20 protein-coding genes are annotated in these 24,084 nt (G+C 59.7%); 4 read left to right on the top strand and 16 right to left on the bottom strand.

The window, feature by feature from the left end:
* Nucleotides 1-3: 3 nt before the first annotated feature.
* The 4 genes from infB to rimP form a co-directional block, all read right to left on the bottom strand.
* On the bottom strand, nt 4-2,904 hold the full coding sequence (infB, locus tag QP982_RS02215; protein ID WP_069358753.1) for a translation initiation factor IF-2: 2,901 nt from the start codon (nt 2,902-2,904) through the stop codon (nt 4-6).
* Between the two features lie 129 nt (nt 2,905-3,033).
* The gene (locus QP982_RS02210; RefSeq protein ID WP_016422585.1) at nt 3,034-3,426 is read right to left on the bottom strand and encodes a YlxR family protein; all 393 of its coding nucleotides are present in this window, start codon (nt 3,424-3,426) and stop codon (nt 3,034-3,036) included.
* A gap of 171 nt (nt 3,427-3,597) precedes the next feature.
* The gene (gene nusA / locus QP982_RS02205; RefSeq protein ID WP_069358754.1) at nt 3,598-4,584 is read right to left on the bottom strand and encodes a transcription termination factor NusA; all 987 of its coding nucleotides are present in this window, start codon (nt 4,582-4,584) and stop codon (nt 3,598-3,600) included.
* The gene (gene rimP, locus QP982_RS02200; RefSeq protein WP_284870146.1) at nt 4,581-5,153 is read right to left on the bottom strand and encodes a ribosome maturation factor RimP; all 573 of its coding nucleotides are present in this window, start codon (nt 5,151-5,153) and stop codon (nt 4,581-4,583) included. Before rimP ends, nusA begins: the two co-directional genes overlap by 4 nt.
* 101 nt (nt 5,154-5,254) lie before the next feature.
* On the opposite strand from rimP, the gene QP982_RS02195 reads away from it, so the two are divergent.
* The gene (locus QP982_RS02195; protein WP_284870145.1) at nt 5,255-6,220 is read left to right on the top strand and encodes a DUF4439 domain-containing protein; all 966 of its coding nucleotides are present in this window, start codon (nt 5,255-5,257) and stop codon (nt 6,218-6,220) included.
* On the opposite strand, the gene QP982_RS02190 is transcribed toward QP982_RS02195, so the two are convergent.
* On the bottom strand, nt 6,217-7,989 hold the full coding sequence (locus QP982_RS02190; RefSeq protein WP_284870144.1) for a proline--tRNA ligase: 1,773 nt from the start codon (nt 7,987-7,989) through the stop codon (nt 6,217-6,219). The two genes, QP982_RS02195 and QP982_RS02190, sit on opposite strands and share 4 nt — an antisense overlap.
* Nucleotides 7,990-8,049: 60 nt before the next feature.
* Here QP982_RS02190 and QP982_RS02185 point away from each other — a divergent pair, with 60 nt between their 5' ends.
* Nucleotides 8,050-8,787, top strand: a complete 738-nt coding sequence (locus QP982_RS02185) for a YaaA family protein (protein WP_149420984.1) — start codon at nt 8,050-8,052, stop codon at nt 8,785-8,787.
* On the opposite strand, the gene QP982_RS02180 is transcribed toward QP982_RS02185, so the two are convergent.
* The 7 genes from QP982_RS02180 to mqo form a co-directional block, all read right to left on the bottom strand.
* Nucleotides 8,784-9,065, bottom strand: a complete 282-nt coding sequence (locus QP982_RS02180) for a hypothetical protein (protein ID WP_239271971.1) — start codon at nt 9,063-9,065, stop codon at nt 8,784-8,786. The two genes, QP982_RS02185 and QP982_RS02180, sit on opposite strands and share 4 nt — an antisense overlap.
* Nucleotides 9,058-10,149, bottom strand: a complete 1,092-nt coding sequence (gene cobA / locus QP982_RS02175) for a uroporphyrinogen-III C-methyltransferase (RefSeq protein ID WP_049170808.1) — start codon at nt 10,147-10,149, stop codon at nt 9,058-9,060. Before cobA ends, QP982_RS02180 begins: the two co-directional genes overlap by 8 nt.
* A 10-nt stretch (nt 10,150-10,159) precedes the next feature.
* Nucleotides 10,160-11,536, bottom strand: a complete 1,377-nt coding sequence (locus QP982_RS02170; protein ID WP_284870143.1) for a cobyrinic acid a,c-diamide synthase CobB — start codon at nt 11,534-11,536, stop codon at nt 10,160-10,162.
* A complete protein-coding gene (gene cobO / locus QP982_RS02165; RefSeq protein WP_042389270.1) occupies nt 11,530-12,150 on the bottom strand; it encodes a cob(I)yrinic acid a,c-diamide adenosyltransferase in 621 nt (206 codons plus the stop codon). Before cobO ends, QP982_RS02170 begins: the two co-directional genes overlap by 7 nt.
* Nucleotides 12,131-12,808, bottom strand: coding sequence for a vWA domain-containing protein (locus QP982_RS02160; RefSeq protein WP_284870142.1), 678 nt, complete (start codon nt 12,806-12,808; stop codon nt 12,131-12,133). Before QP982_RS02160 ends, cobO begins: the two co-directional genes overlap by 20 nt.
* A gap of 106 nt (nt 12,809-12,914) precedes the next feature.
* Complete coding sequence (locus QP982_RS02155; protein WP_016422574.1) at nt 12,915-14,072, bottom strand: magnesium chelatase ATPase subunit I; 1,158 nt, start codon at nt 14,070-14,072, stop codon at nt 12,915-12,917.
* A 93-nt stretch (nt 14,073-14,165) separates the two neighbouring features.
* Nucleotides 14,166-15,662, bottom strand: coding sequence for a malate dehydrogenase (quinone) (gene mqo / locus QP982_RS02150; RefSeq protein WP_016422573.1), 1,497 nt, complete (start codon nt 15,660-15,662; stop codon nt 14,166-14,168).
* Between the two features lie 163 nt (nt 15,663-15,825).
* Between mqo and QP982_RS02145 the strand changes: the two genes are divergently transcribed.
* Nucleotides 15,826-16,866: an alpha/beta hydrolase gene (locus tag QP982_RS02145; protein WP_016422572.1), complete on the top strand. Its 1,041-nt coding sequence runs from the start codon at nt 15,826-15,828 to the stop codon at nt 16,864-16,866.
* An 82-nt stretch (nt 16,867-16,948) separates the two neighbouring features.
* Entirely contained in the window at nt 16,949-18,373 is a 1,425-nt protein-coding gene (mtr, locus tag QP982_RS02140) for a mycothione reductase (protein ID WP_126107997.1), read from the top strand.
* On the opposite strand, the gene QP982_RS02135 is transcribed toward mtr, so the two are convergent.
* From QP982_RS02135 to QP982_RS02120, 4 genes are all read right to left on the bottom strand, one after another.
* Nucleotides 18,370-19,833, bottom strand: coding sequence for a cobyric acid synthase (locus QP982_RS02135; RefSeq protein ID WP_069358763.1), 1,464 nt, complete (start codon nt 19,831-19,833; stop codon nt 18,370-18,372). The genes mtr and QP982_RS02135 overlap by 4 nt on opposite strands.
* A 3-nt stretch (nt 19,834-19,836) precedes the next feature.
* Complete coding sequence (gene map, locus QP982_RS02130) at nt 19,837-20,748, bottom strand: type I methionyl aminopeptidase (protein ID WP_049189666.1); 912 nt, start codon at nt 20,746-20,748, stop codon at nt 19,837-19,839.
* Between the two features lie 68 nt (nt 20,749-20,816).
* Nucleotides 20,817-22,664: a penicillin-binding transpeptidase domain-containing protein gene (locus QP982_RS02125; RefSeq protein WP_070644015.1), complete on the bottom strand. Its 1,848-nt coding sequence runs from the start codon at nt 22,662-22,664 to the stop codon at nt 20,817-20,819.
* A 59-nt stretch (nt 22,665-22,723) separates the two neighbouring features.
* Entirely contained in the window at nt 22,724-23,956 is a 1,233-nt protein-coding gene (locus QP982_RS02120; protein WP_070767567.1) for a M50 family metallopeptidase, read from the bottom strand.
* Between the last annotated feature and the right edge of the window lie 128 nt (nt 23,957-24,084).

Here is a 24,084-nt window from a genome sequence, read left to right as displayed (position 1 = left end):
TTGCTACGTGCGCGGAACCTCGACCATCTCGTAGACCTCGATAACGTCGTCCACCTGGATGTCCGGGTAAGACAGCACCATACCGCACTCGTAACCGGCTGCGACCTCGGTAGCATCGTCCTTCTCTCGCTTCAGCGACTCGATAGTCGCCGAATCCGTAATGACGTTGCCGTCACGAACCAGGCGAGCCTTCGCGTTGCGGCGGACCTTGCCGGACTCGACCATACAGCCGGCGATGAGGCCAACTGCGGAGGACTTGAAGATGGCGCGAATCTCTGCACGACCAATCTCCTTCTCCTCGTAGACCGGCTTGAGCATGCCCTTCAGAGCAGCCTCGACATCCTCGATAGCACGGTAGATCACCGTGTAGTAGCGGATGTCAACGCCCTCAGCATTGGCAACCTCGGTGGCCTTGCCCTCGGAGCGAACGTTGAAGCCGATGATGACGGCGTCAGACGCAGCAGCCAGCGTGACGTTGGTCTGCGTGACAGCACCGACACCACGGTCGATGATGTTCAGAGCGACCTCGTCGTCGACCTCGATCTTGAGCAGGGCTTCTTCCAGTGCCTCGACGGTACCGGCGTTGTCGCCCTTCAGGATCAGGTTGAGGGTGTTGGTCTCCTTCAGAATCTCGTCCAGGTTCTCCAGGGAAACGCGCTTGCGACGACGTGCTTGCAGCGCATTACGACGACGTGCGTCGCGGCGGTCTGCAATCTGGCGGGCCGTACGATCCTCGTCAACAACCAGGAGGTTGTCACCAGCACCCGGTACGGAGGTCAGGCCGAGCACCTGAACCGGACGGGAAGGACCGGCCTCATCGACGTCGTTGCCGTACTCATCGACCATGCGGCGAACACGACCATATGCGTCACCGACAACGATGGAATCACCGACGCGCAACGTACCGCGCTGAACGATAACGGTTGCCACCGGACCACGGCCACGGTCAAGGTGAGCCTCAATGGCGACACCCTGAGCGTCCATATCCGGATTGGCGCGCAGATCCAGCGAAGCATCGGCAGTCAACAGCACTGCTTCGAGAAGCTGATCGATGTTGAGACCTTGCTTAGCGGAGATATCGACGAACATAGTGTCGCCGCCCCACTCTTCGTCAGTGAGACCGTATTCAGTCAGCTGACCACGAATCTTCTGCGGATCTGCAGTTTCTTTATCAATCTTGTTGACTGCAACGACAATCGGCACATCAGCGGCCTTGGCGTGGTTAATAGCCTCAACCGTCTGCGGCATGACGCCGTCATCAGCTGCAACAACCAGAATCGCGATATCGGTCGACTTGGCACCACGAGCACGCATGGCGGTAAACGCCTCGTGACCCGGGGTATCCAGGAAGGTAACCTTGCGCTTCTCACCGTCGAGCTCCACCGGCACCTGGTAGGCACCGATGTGCTGGGTAATACCACCGGACTCGTGTCCACCGACGTTGGCCTTACGAATCGTGTCCAACAGGCGCGTCTTACCGTGGTCGACGTGACCCATCACAGTTACCACTGGCGGGCGCTGCTCCAGGTCCTCATCGTCGCCCTCGTCCTCACCGAACTGGAGGTCGAAGGACTCGAGGAGCTCGCGGTCCTCATCCTCAGGCGAGACGACCTGGACCTTGTAATCCATCTCGTCGCCGAGCAGCTGCAGGGTCTCGTCGGAGACCGATGCAGTTGCCGTCACCATTTCGCCGAGGTTGAACAACGCCTGGACCAGCGATGCTGCATCGGCGTTAATCTTCTCAGCGAAGTCAGACAGGGATGCACCACGTGCGAGGCGAATGGTCGTGCCCTTACCGTTGGGCAGCTTAACGCCGCCTACCACGGATGGTGCCTGCATTGCCTCGTACTCGTTGCGCTTCTGACGCTTCGACTTACGTCCGCGACGCGGGGCGCCTCCTGGTCGCCCGAATGCACCTGCAGTTCCACCGCGACGTCCGCCGCGACCACCGCGCGGTCCGCCACCCGGGCCACCCGGGCCGCGACCACGGCCGCCGAAGCCACCGCCACCGCCACCGCGGCTTGCCTTTGCAGGCATCTGCCCCGGGTTCGGGTGCGAAGGCATCATTGCAGGAGTTGGACGATTGCCGCTCGGCTTATTACCGCGGCCCTGTCCACCCTGCGGGCGAGGGCCGCCCTGGCGTGCTCCCGGCTTCGGGCCCGGACGGCCGTTTCCACCCTGCGGGCGAGGGCCACCCTGGCGTCCACCCGGCTTCGGGCCCGGACGGCCAGGACCGCCCTGCGGACGCGGCATGTTGGACGGCCGCGGTGCCGGACGGGAGGATCCGCCGGTCGAGAATGGGTTGTTCGCCACACGCGGTGCGCGTGCGCCTGGCTTCGGCCCTGGCTTCGGGCCAGCAGGCTTCGGCGGGCGTGGCATTTCCTGTCCCGGCTTCGGCGAACGGGACGGTGCAGCTGGCTTGGCACCCGGTTTTGCCGCCGCTGGTGCAGCAGGCTTGGCACCTGGTTTTGCAGCTGGCTTGGCACCCGGCTTTGCTGCAGCTGGTGCAGCAGGCTTAGCGCCTGGCTTAGCTGCTGGCTTGGCACCCGGCTTTGCTGCAGCTGGTGCAGCAGGCTTAGCGCCTGGCTCAGCTGCTGGCTTGGCACCCGGCTTTGCTGCAGCTGGTGCAGCAGGCTTAGCGCCTGGCTTAGCTGCTGGCTTGGCACCCGACTTAGCAGCAGACTTAGCTGCAGCCTTGGTCGCTGGGGCCTGGGCAGACGCGTCAGCACCTGCGCCAGCATTCTTCTCTTCGTAGACCTTCTTCATCTTCCTGACGACGGGTGGTTCCACCGTCGAAGAAGCGGTCTTAACAAACTCGCCCTGAGCCTTCAGCTCGGCGAGTAGTTCTTTGCTGGTGACCCCGAGCTGCTTAGCGAGCTCATGGACACGTAGCTTTCCGGACACTGCTCTCCTCACTAGTGGGGGCCGAGCAGCGCCCGATGGCGGATTTGTCCGCGCACCGAGAGCGCCTGCAGGGCTCCCTCTTATCTATTGCCGTTCATCGCTGATGCTTCATCGTGTGCTCATCAGTGTTCAGGTCTTTCTGTTGTCATTTTTCCTGCCTCCCTGCTTAGCGACACGCACATCGTCAGCGGGAGCGAAACCCTCCGCCGCTTCGTAGTGCGTGGCGATAAACTGTTTAACCGGAAACGCATCTACCTGCGTAGATACCTTCAGTGCGCGGCCAAATGCACGGCGCTTGTCGGCGATCTCCCAAGCCTTTAGTGTTGGGGTGATCCAGGCACCTCGCCCCTGCATCCGACGATGCGGATCAGCAACGACGGCTACTGAGCCATCTGAACGGGTGGTGGCGACAATGCGCAGCAGCTCCGAGCAATTGTGGCGCTGCTTAGTTGCAATACAGGTACGTGTGGGTGCAGGTGTATGAGTTGTCGAATTCGGGTTTAGCACCCGCGAAGTCGTCATACTCCTGACGCACCCACCTTCCTGCTAAGAAATTCAGCGTGAAAATTCGCATAGGAAAATCACGTCTTGTCGTTTGGCCACCTCCCAGCATAACCCGAAAAGGCGGGAAAGTGCCAACCCCCTAGGCACTTTCCCGCCACTTTCGCAACCGCTGGGACGCTGACGTTGTGTCTACTCCGCGTCGGAGTGGATATCGATTCGCCAGCCGGTCAGACGAGCCGCCAGACGGGCATTCTGTCCCTCCTTGCCGATAGCAAGAGAGAGCTGGTAGTCGGGCACCACAACGTGTGCACGGCGCTCGTCCATGTCCAGAATCTTGACACTAACTACCTTGGCGGGCGCCAGCGAGTTACCAACGAACTTCGCCGGATCCTCGTCGTAGTCGATGATGTCGATCTTCTCGCCCTTGAGCTCATTCATAATCGAGCTCACACGCTGACCGCGGGGCCCAATGCAGGCGCCCTTAGCGTTGAGGCCCTTGACCGTGGGGCGTACAGCAACCTTGGTGCGGTGACCGGCCTCGCGCGCAATGGAAATCAATTCCACTGCCCCATCGGCAACTTCCGGAACTTCAAGTTCGAAGAGCTTACGAGTGAGCTCCGGGTGCGTGCGTGACAGGTGAATCGCAACACCCCGCGGAGTCTTGTTCACACCGACGACGTAGCACTTGATGCGGTCACCGTGCTTGAGTTCCTCACCTGGCAGCTGCTCAGCCGGCATCAGAATACCGTCGCGGCCGTTGGCCTCCGAACCGATGTGGACGACGACAATGCCCTTTTCATTGGCATAGACATCGCGCTGGACCACGCCGGAAATGACCTGATTAGACAGGTCTGCGTATTCGTCGAGAACCTTATCGCTCTCCGCATCCCGCAGACGCGAAAGGATGGTCTGACGAACAGCGAATGCAGCGGTACGCTCGAAGTCCTCCGGAGTGTCGTCCCATTCGGAGATGAGATTGCCCTCGTCGTCTCGCTCCTGGGCAAAGACTATGACGTCACCGGTCTCACGGTCGATTTCGACGCGCGCATACTGTGCCGGTGCGGTGGTATTACGGTAGCTTTCACGCAATGCTCGGGCGACCAGTCCCAGCATTTCGTCGACAGGAATACCCTTTTCCTTTTCCAAGGTTCGCAGGGCAGCTAGTTCAATCTTCACTTGTTATCCTCCAGCCTGGTCAAGGCATCGTCATAGTCTAGTCCCGCAAAATCTTTCTCGGCTGCGGGCGGATTAGAGAATTCAACTTGTACCACTGCACGGGTCACATTGGTTAATTGGACACGCTGACCAACAGCCTTCAAACGCCCCTTTGGCCCTTTAGAGGTAACGAGAATGATGGATTCTTCATCCGGCGACAGCGCACCAATGCGGGCTGCAATCGCGGAACCGTCGGCAAGCGAAATCTCCGCAATACGACCACGGTTACGACGCCAGTGCCGAGGCTGAGTCAGCGGTGCGTCAATACCAGGAGTGGAAACTTCCAAGGTGTAGCCCTGAGCGCCGAAGTCGGCTTCACCACGTGCCTCCGCGGCATCCAGAGCCGAAGATACTTCATGCGTGGCTTGTTCCAGAACATCGAGGTCAGGACGCTCATCTGCGTCAACCAACACAATGACCTGTGACTTTGCGCCGGCGCGAACGACCTTGACATCTTCCACATCCAGGCCGATTTGTGCGAGCGCCGGGCTCACAAACTGTTCAATTTTCTCGGGTGCGGGTATCGCCATAGTCGTAGAGTCTACAGGTCAAGTACTAGGAATTGCGCACCTGGGCGGTTTCCACACACCGCGTTGACACAAAGTGCCGCCCGCCGTGGCACCATAGTGAGGTGATTGTTGAACCTCCCGCCCCCAGTTTTGCTTCCGCATCGCATCGCACTCGTACTCTCTCGCGCCGTGGCTTCCTCGCTGCTGCCCTCGCCGTGGGATCACTTCCTGCGCTTTCCGCGTGCTCGCATCTGGTGGCACCGCGCCCCGATTACGCCATTGAGGTTCTCCATGCGCTGGCGGCGCGCGATGCACAGTCGCTTAGCGACGCCAATCCTGACCTCGCAGCTGTGCGCTCCGCGCAGGTAACCGAACTGGATACGGAAATCACACGCGCCTGCGGTACCCACAAGGACGGTAAACCTGTCGATGAATGTGGCTCGGACGTAGCAGTCCCAGGATCCCTGGTTACCGGTTCCGATGCGAAATTACTGCTCACGGACTCGCGAAATAATCCAGTACTGACGAAGGCTCTGGATTCACGCACGGCGCTGCGGGAGAAGCATGCTGCACGCCTTGCTACGGCTGTCGATGGTGGTATCGTCCTCGCTCTGCGTGTTGCGGGCGCTGCGTGGGAGGAGCTTGTCCCATTGATTCCCAGTGACAGGGATGAAATCTCGGGTGCCGAAGAACAGATGACTAAGGCACTGCAAGCCGAATACATGATGATTTACGGTGTCGGCGTAGCCGCACCACGTGTCGGAGGCGATACCACTACTGCACTTTTGGCCCGTGGCGAGCGCCACCGAATTTTGCGCGATCGTGCCCGACTAATTTTGGAGGATTCCGACGTTGAGGTGCCGGAGAGCGCACCTGGCTATATGCCGGAAGGCGCTCCTTCGCCAGATACGGCACCCGTCGATTACATGATTGCATTGGAGCGCTATTGTGCCCAGGCGTGGGAAGACGTATTGCTCGCTGCTAATAACCCTCGGATGCGTATGTTCGCACTGCAGGCAGCTGGCGTGGCTGCCGCCGGAGCGGCAGCGCTAGGTGGCAACAACTTGGAGCCGTTGCCCGGGCTCTAAGCCTTGCGAACCAGCTCCGCGACGTGAGCTGCAATGCCGTCAGCGGCGACCTCGTCGGTCTCGTTGGTCAGGCGGTTACGCAGCTCCACCTTGCCGTCCGCGTAGCCACGGCCAAAGATGACCACAAACGGCATACCCAGCAGCTCGGCGTCCTTGAACTTCACACCGGGGCTGACCTTCGGACGGTCGTCGAAAAGCACCTCAATGCCCTGCTGGCTGAGGTCTTCCGCCAGCTGTTCAGCGGCCTCAGCTGCTTCGGCGTTCTTGCCGGCCACAGCGATGTGAACCTTGTACGGTGCTGCGGCAACTGGCCACTTGAGGCCTTTTTCATCCAACTGCTGTTCTGCGAGGACAGCGACCAGGCGGGATACGCCTATGCCGTAGGACCCCATCGTCGGACGAGCACGCTTACCGTTGACATCGAGGATGTCGATTTCAAAGGCGTTGGTGTACTTGCGGCCCAACTGGAAAATGTGACCGATCTCGATTCCGCGCTCGATCTTTAGCGTGCCATGCCCCTCCGGAGCCGGGTCGCCGTCACGCACCTCTGCGACATCGCAAATACCGTCAATCTGGAAGTCGCGACCAGCGACCACATCGACGATGTGCTTGCCTTCCTCGTTGGCTCCTGTAATCCAATTTGTGCCCTCCGCCACGCGGGGGTCAGCAAGGACCTTCACACCGCGATCGGCGAGCCCCTGCGGGCCGACGTAGCCCTTGATCAGGAAGTCATTGGCTGCGAAGTCCTTGTCCTCCAGCAAGCGCGCCTCACCCGGTTCAAATGCGACTTCAAGACGCTTTTCATCGACCTCACGGTCACCGGGAACCAGGATTGCGGTGAGCTGTTCCGGCAGGGCGTTGCCCTCCTTATCGACCTTCTTCGGGTCGACGGCGACGAGAACGCACTTCAAAGTATCGGCAGCAGTGACCTCGCGTCCGAGGTCCGCACCATTGGCCCAATCAACAAGTGCTGCGATTGTGGTGCAGTTCGGAGACTCGTAAACCTTCGCCTCCGGTTGTCCCTCAATCGGCTGCGGTTCGACTGCCGGAATCTTCACGGCTTCCACATTGGCGGCGTACTCACCGTCGGTGGAGACTACGAAGGAGTCTTCGCCACTTTCGCTAACAGCCAGGAACTCCTCGGAGGCCGAACCGCCCATAGCGCCGGAGGTGGCGTGGCAGATTTCGTACTTAATGCCCAGCCGGTCAAAAAGTCGCTGGTAGGCACCGCGGTGCAGCTGATAAGAATTCTCCAGCCCCTCGTCGTCCATGTCAAAGGAGTAAGAGTCCTTCATCACGAACTCGCGGCCACGCAGAATACCAGCGCGCGGGCGAGCCTCGTCGCGGTACTTGGTCTGAATCTGAAACAGCGTCGTCGGGAAATCCTTGTAGGAGCTGAAAAGATCCTTGACAGCCAGCGCGAACATCTCTTCGTGCGTCGGCCCCAGCAGGTAGTCCGCGCCCTTGCGATCCTTCAGACGGAACAGCTCGGGGCCGTATTCGGTCCACCGATTCGTCGCCTCGTACGGTTCACGCGGGAGCAGTGCAGGGAATGCCAGCTCCTGTGCGCCAATGCGTTCCATCTCCTCGCGCACAACCTTCTCTACGTTGCGCAGAACCTTCAAGCCCAGTGGCAGCCAGGAGTACACACCAGGGGCAGTTCGCCGGATGTAGCCGGCACGGACGAGCAGCTTGTGGCTAGGGACCTCGGCATCAGCTGGATCCTCGCGCAGTGTGCGCAGGAACAGCTGGGACATTCGCGTAATCATGAATGCTGATTTTACCCGTCGATCATTCTTCGCAACATGCGGGGCATTACTATGGTGCCCATGCTCGTAGTCCTACCCCCATCTGAAACCAAAGCCACTGGTGGCAGCCATCCCGCAGTGGACTTTTCCTCGCTGAGCTTCGGCTCCCTCAATCCCATCCGCGAGCGCATTGCAGCCGATCTCGTGGAGTTAAGTGCGAACAGGGAAGCTGCGATGGAAACACTGAAGCTGGGACCACGGCTTGCTGACGAAGTCACAGCTAATGCCGCGCTCCTAGAGTCGCCGACCATGCCGGCTCTCGAGCGTTATACCGGAGTGCTCTACGACGCACTCTCCCCCAGCGATTTGCCGGAAACCGGCCGTGCTCGACTCGCCATCGGGTCAGCGCTCTTCGGTGTCATTGGCGGGGACGACCTCATCCCCCACTACCGTCTCTCTGGTACGGTCAAGCTCCCCTTCGCGGATCAGCCTGCCGACGCGGCTCCCACGATGAAGCGCCGTTGGGGCACCGCCATCACCGAGGCTCTCAATGATGTCGACTTCCTCATCGACCTTCGTTCCGGCACCTACGCCAATTTGGGCAAAGTCAAGAGCGCGACAACGATGACCGTGCTCACCGCCGAGGGCAAAATCGTCAGCCACTTCAACAAGCACTACAAGGGCCTATTTGCCCGCGCCATTGCCCTTTCCGACACGGCACCGACCTCCCCCACAGAGGCCGTCGATATCGCGCGCGCCGCAGGATACGATGTCTCGCTTGACGACGACACCCTCATCTTCCGCGTCCCGGAAAACTAAATGTCGTCGTTGTAGCGCTTCCGGCCTGCCACAATGGCGGCAATGAGCGCAATGACAGCGATGAAAATGCTGTCGTATCGCGAGCCTTCTCCGCCGAGGAGAAGGAGGCGGAAAATAATCATGGCTCCGAGGTAAAACACCAGGAAGGTCGCAGCGCCCATCCAGATAGCGCTACGCAGCTGATCGTCGGCAAGCAGTCGAGTAACAAGCCCTGCCTTTTGCTGCTCTGGCTCTGGTTTCTTCGACTTGTTGTTGCTCGACTTGTTGTTCTTACTCATCGCCCTCATCCAGGCCCGCGACTTCACCGATGACGATAACTGCGGGCGGCTTGATTGCCTCTTCGACCATTTTCTCGCCAAGCTCGCCGAGTGTGCAGCGTAGCGACCTCTGATTCGGCAGCGTGCCGTCCTGGATGACCGCAGCCGGAGTCTTCGGGCTGCGGCCGGCCTTCATCAGAGCCTCGGCAATCTTTGGCCCGTTCTTAACTCCCATAATGATGGCAATAGTGCCGTGCATCCGGCCCAGCGCATCCCAATTGACCAGCGATTTCCTGTGCCCCGGTGGGACGTGACCGGACACAACAGTGAATTCATGGTTGACGCCACGCATAGTAACTGGGATGCCAATCGTCCCCGGTACCGCCAGTGCTGAAGTAATACCCGGCACAACGCGAACCGGTACCCCAGCCTTCTGTAGCTCCTGAAGCTCTTCAAAACCGCGGCCGAAGATGTACGGATCGCCGCCCTTGAGCCGGACCACAAAGTAGCCCTCACGGGCACGATGAACTAGCAGTTCATTGATGCGCTCCTGAGCCATGGCGCGGCCGTAAGGAAGCTTGCCGGCATCAATAATCTCGACATCCGGCTCCAAGTCACCGAGCAGCGACAGTGGACCGAGGTGGTCTGCAACGACAACGTCGGCAAGCCGGAGCAAGCGACGCCCCTCAACGGTAATCAGACCGGGGTCGCCCGGGCCACCGCCTACGAGTGCGACCTGACCAGCGAGGTCCCCAGCGCGCGACGCGCGACGGCCGGTCAGCGCCACAGGAGTAAGCGGGCTGGAAGCCCCGGTTTCATCGTCGACGAGAATACCTCGGCGGTGTCCCTCTAGAGTCACCTCACGCAGCAACGCCTCGTCACAGCAGACCATGAGAGCCTTGCCCCAGCTCATCGCCTCGGTAAAGCCGGTGCGGGTCAAAGTAATACGGCCGTCTGCAGCCCAGGCCTCAATCGCAGTTGTTACTTCCCCACCTTCACACACAGTGACATCAGCGCCAGAGTCCAACAGCCGAGGAATCACGCGCTCTGCAGCCGTGGAACCGCCAATCACCAACACACCGTAGTCTTTGAGAAGCAAACTCATAGCTAATACTTTACCCGGCGCACGAAGCGACAAAGCGACTGACGTTCCCCGGCGCACCCGCCGGATGAACATGCAGGTAACCGGCATGAATCCGCCCAGACTCGGAAACGAAGCCGTCGCGAACTGTTTCGCCTTGATATCCACGCCAACCCCAGGCTGGTTGCCACCCGGCCGCAGCAGCGACACTTGCGGTGTCATCGGTTAGGGCTGTCTTGTGGAACTCGTGACCGCGCACGCGCGTTCCTACCGGGCACAGCACAGAATCAGTCAGCGCCACAGCCTCCCGGTACCCCAGCTTCAACCGTGCCATGTGCGCTCGCCCCGGGATGATGCCACACATACGGCGCCCACCGAGATCTTCAAGCAGCCAGAGCAGCCCCGCGCATTCGCCGTGGATCAGCGCACCATCGTCGGCAGCCTGACGTAGATCGCGGCGAATGTCATCACGAATAGATAGCGCGTCGGCATGCTCTTCTGGGAATCCACCGGGCACGATGTAGCCTTCGGCTTCCGGCAGTTCGTCAACCAATGGGTCAAAATCCACGACCTCGGCTCCAGCGGCCTGCAATAGCTCACGGTGCTCTGCATAGGTAAACGAGAACGCAGGACCCGCCGCGACCGCTACACGCACGCGGCGATTAAGAGCCAGCGGTACAACGAACTGTGCGGGGTTCCATGGTTCAGCTGGATAGGGCTGCCGGGCAAGCTGGATAATCCGGTCTATGTCGATGTAGGTCTCCACCAAGTTGGCCATCGATTCAATGACCGCTTCTAGCTGCTCACCCTGCTCGACTGCAGTGACCAGCCCCAAATGCCTGCTGGGCACCTCAATATCAGTCACTCGCGGAATAGCGCCGAGCACCTCGACCCCCATGGTCTCCACAGAACGGGTAATGATGTCCGCATGCCGCGGGCTGCCCACCTGATTAATAATCACGCCACTGACACGGACGTCAGTGCGAAGCGTGGAGAAACCGTGGACAACAGCCGCAGCCGACTGCGACATATGCCGGGCATCAATCACCAACACCACCGGAAGTCCCAACAGTGAGGCAATCTCAGCCGTCGAGCCCTCCACCGATAGCGGGTCGTCACCAATGCGGCCGTCGAAAAGCCCCATAACCCCTTCGACCACCGCAATATCGCTGTCGGCAGCTCCATGTGCGTAGAGCGGCCCAATCATCTCAGGCGCGCACATAAAGGAATCCAGATTGCGGCCGGGACGACCAGCGGCTACCCCGTGATAGCCAGGATCAATATAGTCGGGTCCGACTTTGAAAGGTGCCACCGCGTGACGGCGCGACAGTGCACGCATCAGGCCCGTGGAGATTGTCGTCTTTCCCGTGCCTGATGCTGTCGCCGCGATGACAATTCCAGGCGCTACCACTCGATGCCCTTTTGTCCCTTACGTCCGACATCCATCGGGTGCTTAATCTTGGTCATCTCCGTCACCAGATCCGCGACCTCCACGAGCTTCGGATCCGCATCGCGGCCAGTCATCACCACATGCTGGCGGCCGGGACGGTTCCTCAATGTCTCCACCACATCGTCGACATCAATCCAACCCCACTTGATTGGGTAGGTGAACTCGTCGAGCACGTAGAAGTCGTGCACCTCATTTTCCAGGCGGCGTTTAATCTCCTGCCATCCCTCGGCAGCAGCTGCCGCATGGTCCTCCTCAGTGCCCTGCTTACGCGACCAAGACCAACCTTCTCCCATCTTGTGCCATTCGACCGGGCCGCCTTCCCCCGTGTCGTCGTGAAGCTCGCCCAACCGGCGCATGACAGCTTCCTCGCCAACCTTCCACTTTGCCGACTTTACAAACTGGAAGACACCGATATTCATCCCCTGATTCCACGCGCGCATCGCCATACCGAATGCCGCGGTGGACTTGCCCTTACCTGGGCCCGTATGCACCGCAGTAATCGGAATCATGCGACGCTGCCTGGTGGTCAGTCCATCGTTGGGAATTGATTTGGGGTCAAGCTTTCCTTGTGCCATGGTCTCGATGATAGGCATGGACCACGCCCGCCACGGCTTCGGCATTGAGTTCGGAGAGATTTATGCAGGTCGCACCCAATTCCACGCTGAGTTCCTGTGCCAGCCCCAGCCGCACGCGAGAGCGCTCACAGTCGATAACCACCGTCGCCGCCAACGCTTGACGACGGATCTTTGCGGCCACAGCCCTCGCCTGCTGCAGGCCATTTTTACCCGTTGCTCGGCCGTCGGAGAGCAAGACCATGATTGCGCGCCGTGTGGGCTCCCTATGGGCTTCCCGAACTACCACTTCGTGTGCCTTCAGCAGTCCTTCGGCCAATGGAGTTCGGCCACCAGTGCGGACATCTGCGAGGCGACGTACTGCGGTGTCGATAGACTTCGTCGGCGGTAAAACTAATTCGGCGTTATTTCCGCGGAAAGTAATGACAGCGACTTTATCGCGGCTTTGGTAGGCATCACGCAGCAGCGATGTGACTGCGCCGGTGACGGCTGCCAGACGGTCGCGTGCTGCCATGGAACCCGAGGTGTCCACGACAAAGACGACCAGATTGGACTCCGTTCCCTGTCGGATAGCGCCGTGAACGTCCGCCGGTTCCAGAGGGATCATGGAGTCGCCCATCCGGGCGCCACGATTGGCCGCCGCCAACACTGTCGCCGGCACGTGGAGACCATGGCCTCCCCGCTCGGCACCAATGGTGCTGCCCCGCGGGCCAATGGCCTTGGAACGCCGGCCGGAATCCCCTTGGCCGACACCGTCAACGCTGATTTTACGAACGGCGAAAGGGGGCGCCTTCAGCGGCGCGACCTCCCTTCGATCCCGCGGAATTCGACTGTTGCGGCTCCTGAGGCTCGGAGTTGGAGTCGAACTGGGAGGGCTTCTCAGGTTTGACTTCGGGCTGGTCTGAGGTCTCCGAATCCGACTCTGGCTGATTCTGGTCATCTCGGAACTGCTCCTCTGCATCCTGCAGAGCATCGTCGAGCTGTTCCTGGTCCAGTCCTGGTTCATCAAAGGGGTCACGGCGACGACGGTGCGGCAGTGCCATTTCCGCAGCTACCTTAATGTCTTCAGCAGTGATCTCAATTGGATTGCCGGGTGCCGGCTGCGCCGACTCGTCCCCGGCTACTCGCCAGGCAGCGTGAGCGCGGGCGGTACGTGCAATGACGATGTCGGCACGCATCCCGTCCACATCAAAAGCAGCGCACACTGTGGCAATTTGACCAAGAATGTTGGGGGTCAATTCGACGTCGTCAAGCAGTGCGCGCGCGCGATCGATGCGGGCGTGCAGTGCCTCGTCGTCGGCGGCGAACCGCGTGACAAAGCTCTCCGGGTCGGCGTCAAAGTCGAGGCGGCGGGCGACGATTTCCGCGCGGACAGCCGGATCCTTGGATGCGGTGACGTCGATGGCGAGACCAAAGCGGTCGAGAAGCTGGGGACGCAATTCGCCCTCTTCCGGGTTCATCGTGCCGACCAACACGAACCTGGAGGTTGCGGAGTGCGAGATGCCATCGCGTTCAACAACCACGCGACCGGTGGCTGCGGCATCGAGAACGGAGTCAACGAGATGATCCGGCAGCAGGTTGATCTCGTCGACATAGAGAATGCCACCGTCAGCCGCGCTGAGTAGTCCCGGGTTGAACTGTGCGTGTCCGGTAGTCAGGACGGTCTCCACATCGATGGAGCCTACGACTCGATCTTCCGTAGCGCCGAGTGGCAGGTTTACCAACGATCCGCTGAGAAATGGCGCCAACGCGCGGACCGTAGTGGTCTTCGCTGTGCCCTTCTCACCGCGGATGACGACACCACCAATCTCCGGGGATAGCGCGGTCAGAATCAACGCAAGCTGTAGTCGCTGCTGCCCGACGATCGCAGTAAAAGGAAAAGTGGGCTCTGTTTGTGCAGTGGTCGCTGACGTGATTTTTTCCATAAGCACAGTTCTACCCCACTGCGAACGGATGGCTCACAGCGGGGTAGAACAATGTTGGCTTAATTGAACTCTTTGAAGCTCTTCAGCGAGTTACTAGCGCTCCAACTTCAGGGCCTTCTGGGAAGCCTCCCAGACCTCCTTGAACAGAGCCGGGTCATCAGCCAGGTGCGTACCGTAGGACGGGACGAGCTCCTTCAGCTTCGGAGCCCACTTGCCCATGTGGCGACCGAAGCAGCGCTCAATCAGGCTGATCATCACGGCCGGAGCGATGGAAGCGCCCGGGGATGCACCCATCAGGCCGGCAATGGTGCCGTCCCACGAGTTGATGACCGCGGTACCGAACTCGAGGGTACCGAAGACCGGAGCCTTCATCGGCTTAATGACCTGGACGCGCTGACCAGCGACGATCAGCTCCCAGTCCTCTGGGCGAGCGTTCGGGACGTACTCACGCAGGGACTCAATACGTGCGTCGAAGTCCTTCAGAACCTCAGTAATCAGGTACTTGGTCAGCCCCATCTCCTGGACACCAACACCCATCATGGACGGCAGGTTGGCCGGACGCAGGGACTTAATCAGGTCCAGGTTGTTACCGTTCTTGAGGAACTTCATGTTCCAACCGGCGTACGGGCCAAAGAGCAGGCCGCGCTTGCCGTCGATAACACGGGTGTCCAGGTGCGGAACGGACATCGGCGGCGTGCCGACGGAAGCCTTACCGTAGACCTTGGCGTCATGCTTAGCAATGACTTCCTCGTTGGTGCAGCGCAGCCACTGACCGGAGACCGGGAAGCCACCGAAACCGCGAATCTCGTTAATACGAGCCTTCTGCAGCAGCGGCAGTGCGTCACCGCCGGCACCGACGAATACGAAGTTGGCAACCAGGGTGCGAACGTCCTTGGTGTGCAGGTTCTTCACGGTGACGATCCACTTGGAACCGTCGCGCTTCAGACCGGTGACCTCGTGTCCGTAGCGAATCTCAGTACCCATATCGGACAGTGCGGCCAGGTACTGCTTGGTCAGTGCACCGAAGTTAACGTCCGTACCATTCGGGTTACGAATAGCGGAGACCGGCTTGGAGAAGTCACGACCCTCGGACATCAGCGGAAGGTACTCAGCGAAACGGTCCGGATCCTCAATGAGCTCCTGACCGTGGAACAGTGGCTCCTTCTCAAGTGCCTCATAGCGACGACGCATGAACGCCATCTGCTCCGGACCCTGAGCGAAGGTGGTGTGATCAACTGGGTTGATGAATTCCTTCGGGTCAGTCAGGGTGCCGTTTTCAATCAGCGAGGTCCACAGCTGGCGGGAAACCTGGAACTGCTCATTAATGAGCTTAGCCTTGGTGACATCGACCTTGCCGTTCTTCTCCGGCGTGTAGTTCAGCTCACACAGAGCAGAGTGGCCGGTGCCAGCGTTGTTCCACGGGGAGGAAGACTCCTTGGCGGGCTGATCGAGACGCTCGAACAGAACCTGTGACCAGGATGGCTCGAGCTCCTTGAGCAGCACACCCAGCGTCGCACTCATTACACCTGCACCAATGAGGACGACGTCTACCTCGTCGCCACTGGAAGCAGGAAGCTTGTTATCAGCCATTTTGCTGTCAACATCCTTACTAACTTGATTAGTGATTCAAACTAGCGCTCGCTCACATGCGCGCACACAACTAAAGACGCAAAAGAGAGCTACCGTCTCAGTCCATAATCTATTGTGGCACACATTCCCACTACCCCCGGTAATCGGCGCTAGGCTTGACCCTGTGACTACCGATATTCCCGATTTCGTTACCCCCACCTTTAACCCCGATAACCTAGGCGAAGACTACAGCCAACATGTCATCGAACTCGGCCAGGACCCCGACGGTGAGGGATCCGTACACGCGGTATTGGTCCGCTACTGCCCCGACTCGTCGGCAAGCGACTTCCAAAAACGTCCGGCGGTTCTATGGATTCACGGGATGTCGGACTATTTCTTCCAGAAGCACGTAGCGGAACGGTACCACGCCGAAGGCTACGCCTTTTACGCTATTGACCTGCGTAAGTGCGGGCGCGCGCACCAACCTGGGCAGACTTGGCATGGCTGCAGCGATCTGACGAATTACTTCGAGGATCTCAACAGGGCACTCGCAGTGTTAGACCACGCCGGTCATACAACTGTCACTGTTAATGCGCACTCCACTGGTGGTCTCATTGCCGTGCTCTGGCTCGATTGGTTACGAAGCACAGGCGGCCATTGCCCGCAAGCACCCAATATTTCCGTCACGGCTGCCGTCTTGAACTCACCGTGGCTGGCTCTGCACGTTTCCCGGGCAAAGGCTCCCGTGTACTCGCTGGTGACTCGTGTTATGTCGCGGATTCGCCCCAACAGTCTTATTCCAGTGCAGTCTGCGGGCGGCTATGGAAAATCCATTAGCGCCGACCACCAGGGGCGTTGGGAGTACAACCGCACTTTCAAGCCGCTGGCTGGCCATGACAAGAACTGGCGTTGGCTCAATGCCATCATCGTCGGCCAGCAACGTGTCAGCCGCGGTATCGATACCGGCGTGCCGACGCTCGTCCTCCACTCGGACAACTACCTTCTCGGCTCCGACTACACACCGGAGCACAGTCGCGTTGACTCTGTCCTCAACACTGAGCAAATTGCCGATGCCACTGCCCACTTGGGACCGCAGGCTCGCAACGTCGCGATTCCGGGTGCTCTCCATGACGTCTACCTTTCCGCACCCGAAGCACTTGACCGCGCTTTTAATGAGACCTTTCAGTTCCTTGCCACAGTCAATCCAGGAGACAGCTCAAAATAGGAGCACAGAATAGGAACTCGGAATAAATCAGCATTCAGTACGGTTGAACCAAACTAGTTTGACCAGAATGCTAGGAGTGCTTGTGACCACTGAGAATTCGCCTGAGACTACCCCACGCCACTACGACGTCATCATTATCGGAACCGGGTCCGGCAATTCCATTCCAGCCCCAGCCTACGACAATGTCCGTATCGCTCTGGTGGAGGAAGGACGCTTCGGCGGTACTTGCCTCAACGTTGGGTGTATTCCCACCAAGATGTTCGTTCTGGCCGCTGATGCCGCCCGCAACATCCGCGAGGCCAGCCGCCTGGGTGTGCACGGCACCTTCGACTCCGTTGATCTCAAGCAAATCCAGGATCGCGTTTTTGCCCAGCGCGTCGACCAGATTGCCGACGGCGGCGAGGCATACCGCCGCGGGGACGAGACTCCCAATATCGATGTCTACGACCGGCACGCAACGTTCGTCGGCCGCCGCACTATTCGCACTGGCATCGGCGAGGAAACCGTCGACATCACAGCCGACAACATCATCATCGCTGCAGGCTCCCGCCCTCACGTTCCGGGCCTCATCGCAGACTCCGGGGTCGATTACTACACCAACGAGAACATCATGCGCGTCGACAAGCTCCCGCGCGAAATGATCGTCGTCGGCGGCGGCTACATCGCTAGCGAGTTCGCGCACGTCTTCGCCTCCTTCGGTACGAAGGTGCACATGCTGGTGCGCTCCGATGTCATGCTGCGTGGCTCAGACGCCGCTATCTCCGAGCGCTTCCACGAGGTTGCCGCCCGCGACATTGACATCCGCATGAACACCTCCATCACTGAACTCTCCCAGGAGGGCGAGATCGTCACGGCCACGCTTGACGACGGCACGGAGATCGCAGCCGATGCCCTGCTCGTGGCAACCGGACGCATTCCCAACGGTGACCGTATGGACCTTGCAGCCGGTGGTGTGGAGATGCACGACGATGGTCGCATCAAGGTTGACCAGAACGGCCGCACCTCTGCCGAAGGTGTGTGGGCGCTGGGCGATGTCTCTAGCCCGTACCAGCTGAAGCATATTGCCAACCATGAGGCCAAGGTTGTCTTCCACAACGTGCTGAACCCGTCGGACCTGCGCGAATTTGACCACCGCTACATTCCGTCGGCAGTCTTCTCACATCCGCAGATTGGTCAGGTCGGTATGACCGAGGATGAAGCTCGCGCCTGGGCTGCGGAAAATGGCACGGAGATTACCGTGAAGGTACAGAACTACGGCGATGTCGCCTACGGCTGGGCGCTGGAGGATCGCGACGGCTTCGCTAAACTGATTGCGGACCGCTCCACCGGCCGCCTGCTGGGTGCGCATTTCATCGGCGAGCAGGCTGCCACCCTAGTGCAGCAGTGCATCCAGATGATGAGCTTCGAAATGGATGTGCGCGAAGTTGTCAAGGGCCAGCACTGGATCCACCCAGCACTGCCAGAGCTGATTGAAAACGCAATCCTGGGCCTGGAGTTCGATAACTAGCCCAGCTGTTCAATACCTGTGGCCTGGGCCAATGCGGGCCCAGCCAGGTACTTCTCGACTGCATTGGCCAACAGGTCGACCTGCAGCAGCCGTTCTCCGGCAAACGAAGTATTAGGACTGACCTCAAAGCCGTCCCGACCGACGGCAACTGCAACTTCCATCAGCAACTCACGGCGCGCCTGATCATTTTCCAGGTAGCCGTGGCGGTGCGTGCCCATCACCATGCCACGCCGCGCCCCTTCTTCAGGCTCAGTGATAAAAGGCGCCTCGCTGCTTCGCACAACCTGTCCATTGTGGACTTCGTAAGAGCCATCCGGGTGGCTCACCAGCGTCTTCGTCCCCGCGAATTCAATGTCGGTATCGAACACGCCAAGCCCGTTCACTGTCCCGGCTACCGACTCCACCGAGTCAGTGATGGTGGTGCAGAGCATTTGGAACCCACCGCAGATGCCAATCAGCGGCAGCCCTCGGGCGGCTCGGTTCTCCAGTACGTCGTCAAGCCCACGCTCGCGCAACCACTTGAGATCGGCGACCGTCGACTTCGTCCCGGGCAACACGACCAGGTCGGCGCGAGCAACGACCGACGGATCGACCGTCCACTGCACGTGTACCCCTGGTTCACAGGCAAGCGCTTCGATATCGGTGGCGTTGGACACGCGCGGCAAGCGAATGGCGGCCACGGACAACGTTTCCGTACCCAGCGGTGCGTTCGCCGGCCCTACCGACGCACCAGCGACTGTGCCGAGCGAATCCTCCGCATCGATCCACAGCCCCGGAATAAAAGACACTACGCCGAGTACGGGCACGCCGGTGTGCTCGCGCACCACGTCCAATCCCGGTGTCAACAGCGAAACATCGCCCCGGAACTTGTTGACGATAAAACCGGTAATTCGCGCGCGGTCTTCGGGGCTCAAAATTGCATGCGTGCCGACGAAATGTGCAAGCACCCCACCGCGGTCGATGTCGCCGGCGACCACAACCGGCAAATCAGCGAGCTCTGCCAAGCCCATGTTGGCGATGTCTGACTCTCGCAGATTGACCTCGGCAGGACTACCAGCGCCTTCGCACAAGACGACATCGAACTGCCCCCGCAGCTCTTCCAATGTCTCCGCGACTACCCCGCGCAACGCTTTTCGACGCGACCGGTACGTCAGAGCGCTCACATGCCCATCGGCTTTGCCCTTCACCACCACCTGACTAGTGTGGTCCGAGCCCGGCTTGAGAAGCACCGGGTTAAAGGAGACATCCGGCTCCAGCCCACAGGCGAGCGCCTGCAGAGCCTGCGCGCGCCCAATCTCGCCGCCGTCAAGCGTGACAGCGCAGTTGTTGGACATGTTCTGTGCTTTGAAGGGTGCGACCTTCACGCCGCGGCGCGCGAGCAGCCGACACATGCCGGCGACCAGAACCGACTTACCGGCATCTGAGGTGCAGCCGGCAATCAGAGCTGCAGGGGCCTGCACGGGTTAGGCCTCGGGCTTCCAACCAGTTTGGAACTGACCTGGCACGTTCTGCTCATCCGGCAGAGTGAGGATTTCATAGCCGTCGGAGGTCACCAGCACCGTGTGCTCGAACTGGGCGGTGAACTTGAAGTCATCATTCTGCACAGTCCAGCCATTATCCCAGATGTGGTACGGCAGCTCACCAAGGTTAATCATCGGCTCAACAGTCAAGGTCATGCCCGGCTCGAAAATGGTGTCCTGGCTCGGCTCATCGTAGTGGAGAACGATTAAACCATTGTGGAACGTGGTACCGACACCGTGACCGGTGAAGTCCCGAACGGTGTTGTATCCAAAACGCTTAGCGTAAGACTCGATTACGCGGCCGATGACATTAATCTCACGGCCCGGCTTGATGACCTTAATGCCGCGCATGGTGGCGTTGTAAGTGCGCTCCACTAGCTGGAGGTGCTCCTCCGAGACATTGCCCGCGAGGAAAGTCGCGTTGGTGTCACCGTGGACGCCGTTCTTGTATCCGGTGACGTCGACATTGACGATATCGCCGTCTTCAATAACCTGAGTGTCCGGAATACCGTGGCAGACAATCTCATTGAGAGACACACAGCACGACTTCTCAAAACCGCGGTACCCCAGCGTGGACGGGTAGGTGTCGTGATCCAACAGGTACTCGTGCACCACCCGGTCAATCTCATCCGTGGTCACGCCCGGAGTTACGGCCTTGCCGGCCTCCACCAACGCGTTGGCAGCAATGCGAGAGACCTCTCGCATATTTTCAATATCTTCCGGAGTCTGTACCAGCGGCTCGCCGACGCCTTCCTGAACCTCGTCCTTCCAGGCGTACTCCGGCCGTTCAATATGTGCCGGAACAGTGCGAATTGGCGTGGACTTTTGCTGAGTAAGTGGAGAACGCTGAGTCATGGAACATACTCTACCCCTACCCCCGGATTAGCCTTTCGGCCTGTGCCGGTTTCGAAGCCAGAAATGCTCTAGCCCTCGTCTCCTGAACCTTCATCCATATTGGCGAAGAAGGCATCGGTAATCGCCACCGCATGTTCGGATCCACCACCGCCGACGATGAGCGTGGCGAAGGCCAAGTCATCTCGATAGCCAGTGAACCAAGCGTGCGAGCCACCTCCATACTCGGCCTCACCGGTCTTGGCGTAGACCTCACCGCGTCCGGCAATGGCCGAACCGGTACCGGAGGTCACCACCGCCCGCATGAGTGAGCGAACCTCGTTCAAAACCTCAGGTGGAAGTGGCTTCGACGTCTGCGACTGCCACGTTCCCGCGCTTGGCACGAGTGACGGCGTCGGAGTGCGCCCGGCCGCCACCGTCGCGGAAACCAGCGCCATGCCAAACGGGCTGGCCAAGTCATTGCCCTGTCCATAGCCCGCATCGATACGCTCGACTTCATCACTACCGTCAGACACGCTGCCGGTAATAGTGTCGAGGCCCGCGATGTGATAGTTGATGCCGATGCCGAAGTTCTTGGACTCCTCCTTGAACTGCCCTGGTTCCAACTTGTGGGAGATGTTGCCGAACGTGGTGTTGCAAGACCGCGCGAAGGCATCGCTCAGCGAGGTATCCCCGACACCACTTCCGTTGTAGTTGGTGACAATTCGCGGACCGATTTCCATCGAACCTGGGCACGGCACAGTCGATCCCGCATTTAGTCCCTCGTGCTGCACACCTGCAGCGGCAGTGACAATCTTGTACGTCGATCCCGGCGGGAACTGTCCCATCAGCGCAAGGTCACCGTCCTTGTCTGCTTCCGCCGTCTGGGCTACCGCCAGAATCTTGCCCGTAGACGGCTGCACAGCCACCAGCATTGCCTTCGCATCTTGCCGCGTATCGACTGCCTTCTGCGCTGCGTCCTGCACCTTTTTACTAATCGATGCCTGCACCGCCGGGGCTACATCCGGAGACACCTCATAGAGCGTGCCGACGACTGCTCCGCCCTCGTTGGCCGCCACGATCTTCCAGCCATCGGCACCGTGATCACCAGTGTCCACTAGCCTTTCCACACGGCTCATCAAATCAGGCGCAAACCCCGGGTCGGGTCGCACCATCGCTGCTTCATCGTTAACAGAAATTCCGTCAATGTCCGCGAGCTCATCCTTGACTCGCTGTGGCGTGGATGCCGGCAGCACAATCAGCGAAAAGTTACCCTTCCCACCAGCTGCCTGCTCCCCCACTGCTCGGGCGTCGAGCTTCGGACCATCTTCCGGCATTTCATTATTGATGACCGTCGCCGCCCGGTTAATCGACGACTGCACATTCTCCGCCCCATCGCGGTTGAGAATTACCCGGTGCACAGTCCCCGGCTCAAGCAAGGCCGCACCGTCCGAACCAACCACAGACGGACGTGGAGCTGCGATAGTGCGCAATTCTGGGTGCTGATTACGCCCCAGCTGTGGATGCAGGGATGCTGGCGACCAGCGCAACGCCCAATCCCGTTGCCCAGCCTCAGTCTTGGTCAGCGTGAAAGTGGTGTCATATCCCCAGCGTCGCTGATGCGGCAGCTGCCAATTCATGGTGACTTCGGCCGAGGACTGATTCGAGCTGGTATCGATACCCTCGATTTCATAGTCAAGCCCCTCCGGCTGAAGGCCGTCGGTGGCCGCATTCAGATCCCCCTCAGCGGAATCCGGATGATCGGTCAGCGCCGCCGCCTTAGCGACATCCCCTCCCGCCAGCGCCCCAAGGAATTCCTCAAGCACCTCGCGCCCGGTGTCAGGCCGCGGCGTACACGCGGCGGATGACAACACCAGACCCGTGATTGCCACAGCCGAGATACTGCGAAGCAGGGGCTTGCGGCGCGAAGTTTGTTCCATGTGGGCTGACGTTAGCACCGCTTTGCTTTACGACGACGCTGGCGCGCCGCAACCTGCTATCAGCGGTTCAGCACAATTGGATTGACCACGTCAGCAGCCATAACCAGAACGCCGAAGACCAGCAAAACTGCGGTAAAGGCCATAGTAATTGGCATGAGTTTGGTGTAATCGGCAGGCCCAAGCGCAGGCTTACCGAACGCCTTGCGAATCAGGTCGCGGATGCGCTCATAAATAACAACGGCGATGTGGCCACCGTCGAGTGGCGGCAACGGCACGAGGTTGAACACGGCCAGGAAATAATTGAGGTTAGCTAGCAACAGGAAGAATGAAGGCCACTGGTTCATCTCCGCCAATTCACCACCGGCACGCGACGCGCCGACGACACTCATTGGGCTGGCCGGGTCACGCTGAGCACCAAAGATAGAGGCGACCACGCCGGGAACCTTCTCCGGGATGGAGAGCAGCCCGTTCCAAACCGCCCCGAAAAGGCTGCCTGTGAAGCTGGCCGCACCACCGATGGCAGTCACTGCGTTGTACTCGTGAAGGATGGTCTCTGGGCGCTGGAAGGCGATACCAATTGCTGGCTGGTCGATGTCCTGCCCGTCGTTAGTCTTGCGCTTGACGACTTCCGGGGTGACCGTGACCGTCTGGGTGCTGCCATTGCGGTCGATGGTCATTTTGATGTCGCCACCTGCAGAGCTACCGATGAGAGACACAGCCTCGGGGTAGGACGTGATCTTGGTGCCATTGATCTTCTCAATCACATCTCCGGCACGTAGCCCTGCGCGCTCTGCAGGACCGGAACCAGTGCAGGGCTCCAGCGTGCCGTCGGCACGCTGTGCCGGCGAGACGCACTGCACCGCCTGAATGCGTGGCGCCATTTCCTTACCCATGTTGGGCAAACCCCACGTCACGGCAATGAAGTAAAGAATGATGAATCCAACGATGAGGTTCATTGCCACCCCACCGAGCATCACGATAATGCGCTGCCACCACGGCTTCTTGTACATGGCGTAGGGTTCTTCGGCAGGAGCGATGGGATCCATTGCTGTCATGCCTGCGATGTCGCAGAATCCGCCAAAGGGAATTGCCTTTATTCCATACTCGGTGTCATGCCCACCTGCCGCAGCGTGATGCCGCTTGAAGGAAAACAGCGTTGGGCCGAAGCCAATGAAGTATCGACGCACTCGCATTCCACACAGGCGAGCTGCGGTGAGATGGCCCCATTCGTGAAGGGCGATTGTCACCGCGATGCCGATTGCGAAGAGTAAAACTCCAAGAAGAAATGTCACGAGTGCTCACCCTACCCCCACTTTGGGCAAACGAGCACACCGGCGAACAGTTTCCGGCCGGGCTAAGTCCCAATTTCAGCAAGTTCTAAGGTATCCTTACACCCGATACTCAAGATTGTCTGAAAATG

The sequence above is a fragment of the Corynebacterium sp. MSK019 genome (genome assembly GCF_030232425.1).
In the GTDB taxonomy this organism is placed as follows: domain Bacteria; phylum Actinomycetota; class Actinomycetes; order Mycobacteriales; family Mycobacteriaceae; genus Corynebacterium; species Corynebacterium jeikeium_D.
This window is presented reverse-complemented; position numbering and strand designations above follow the sequence as displayed.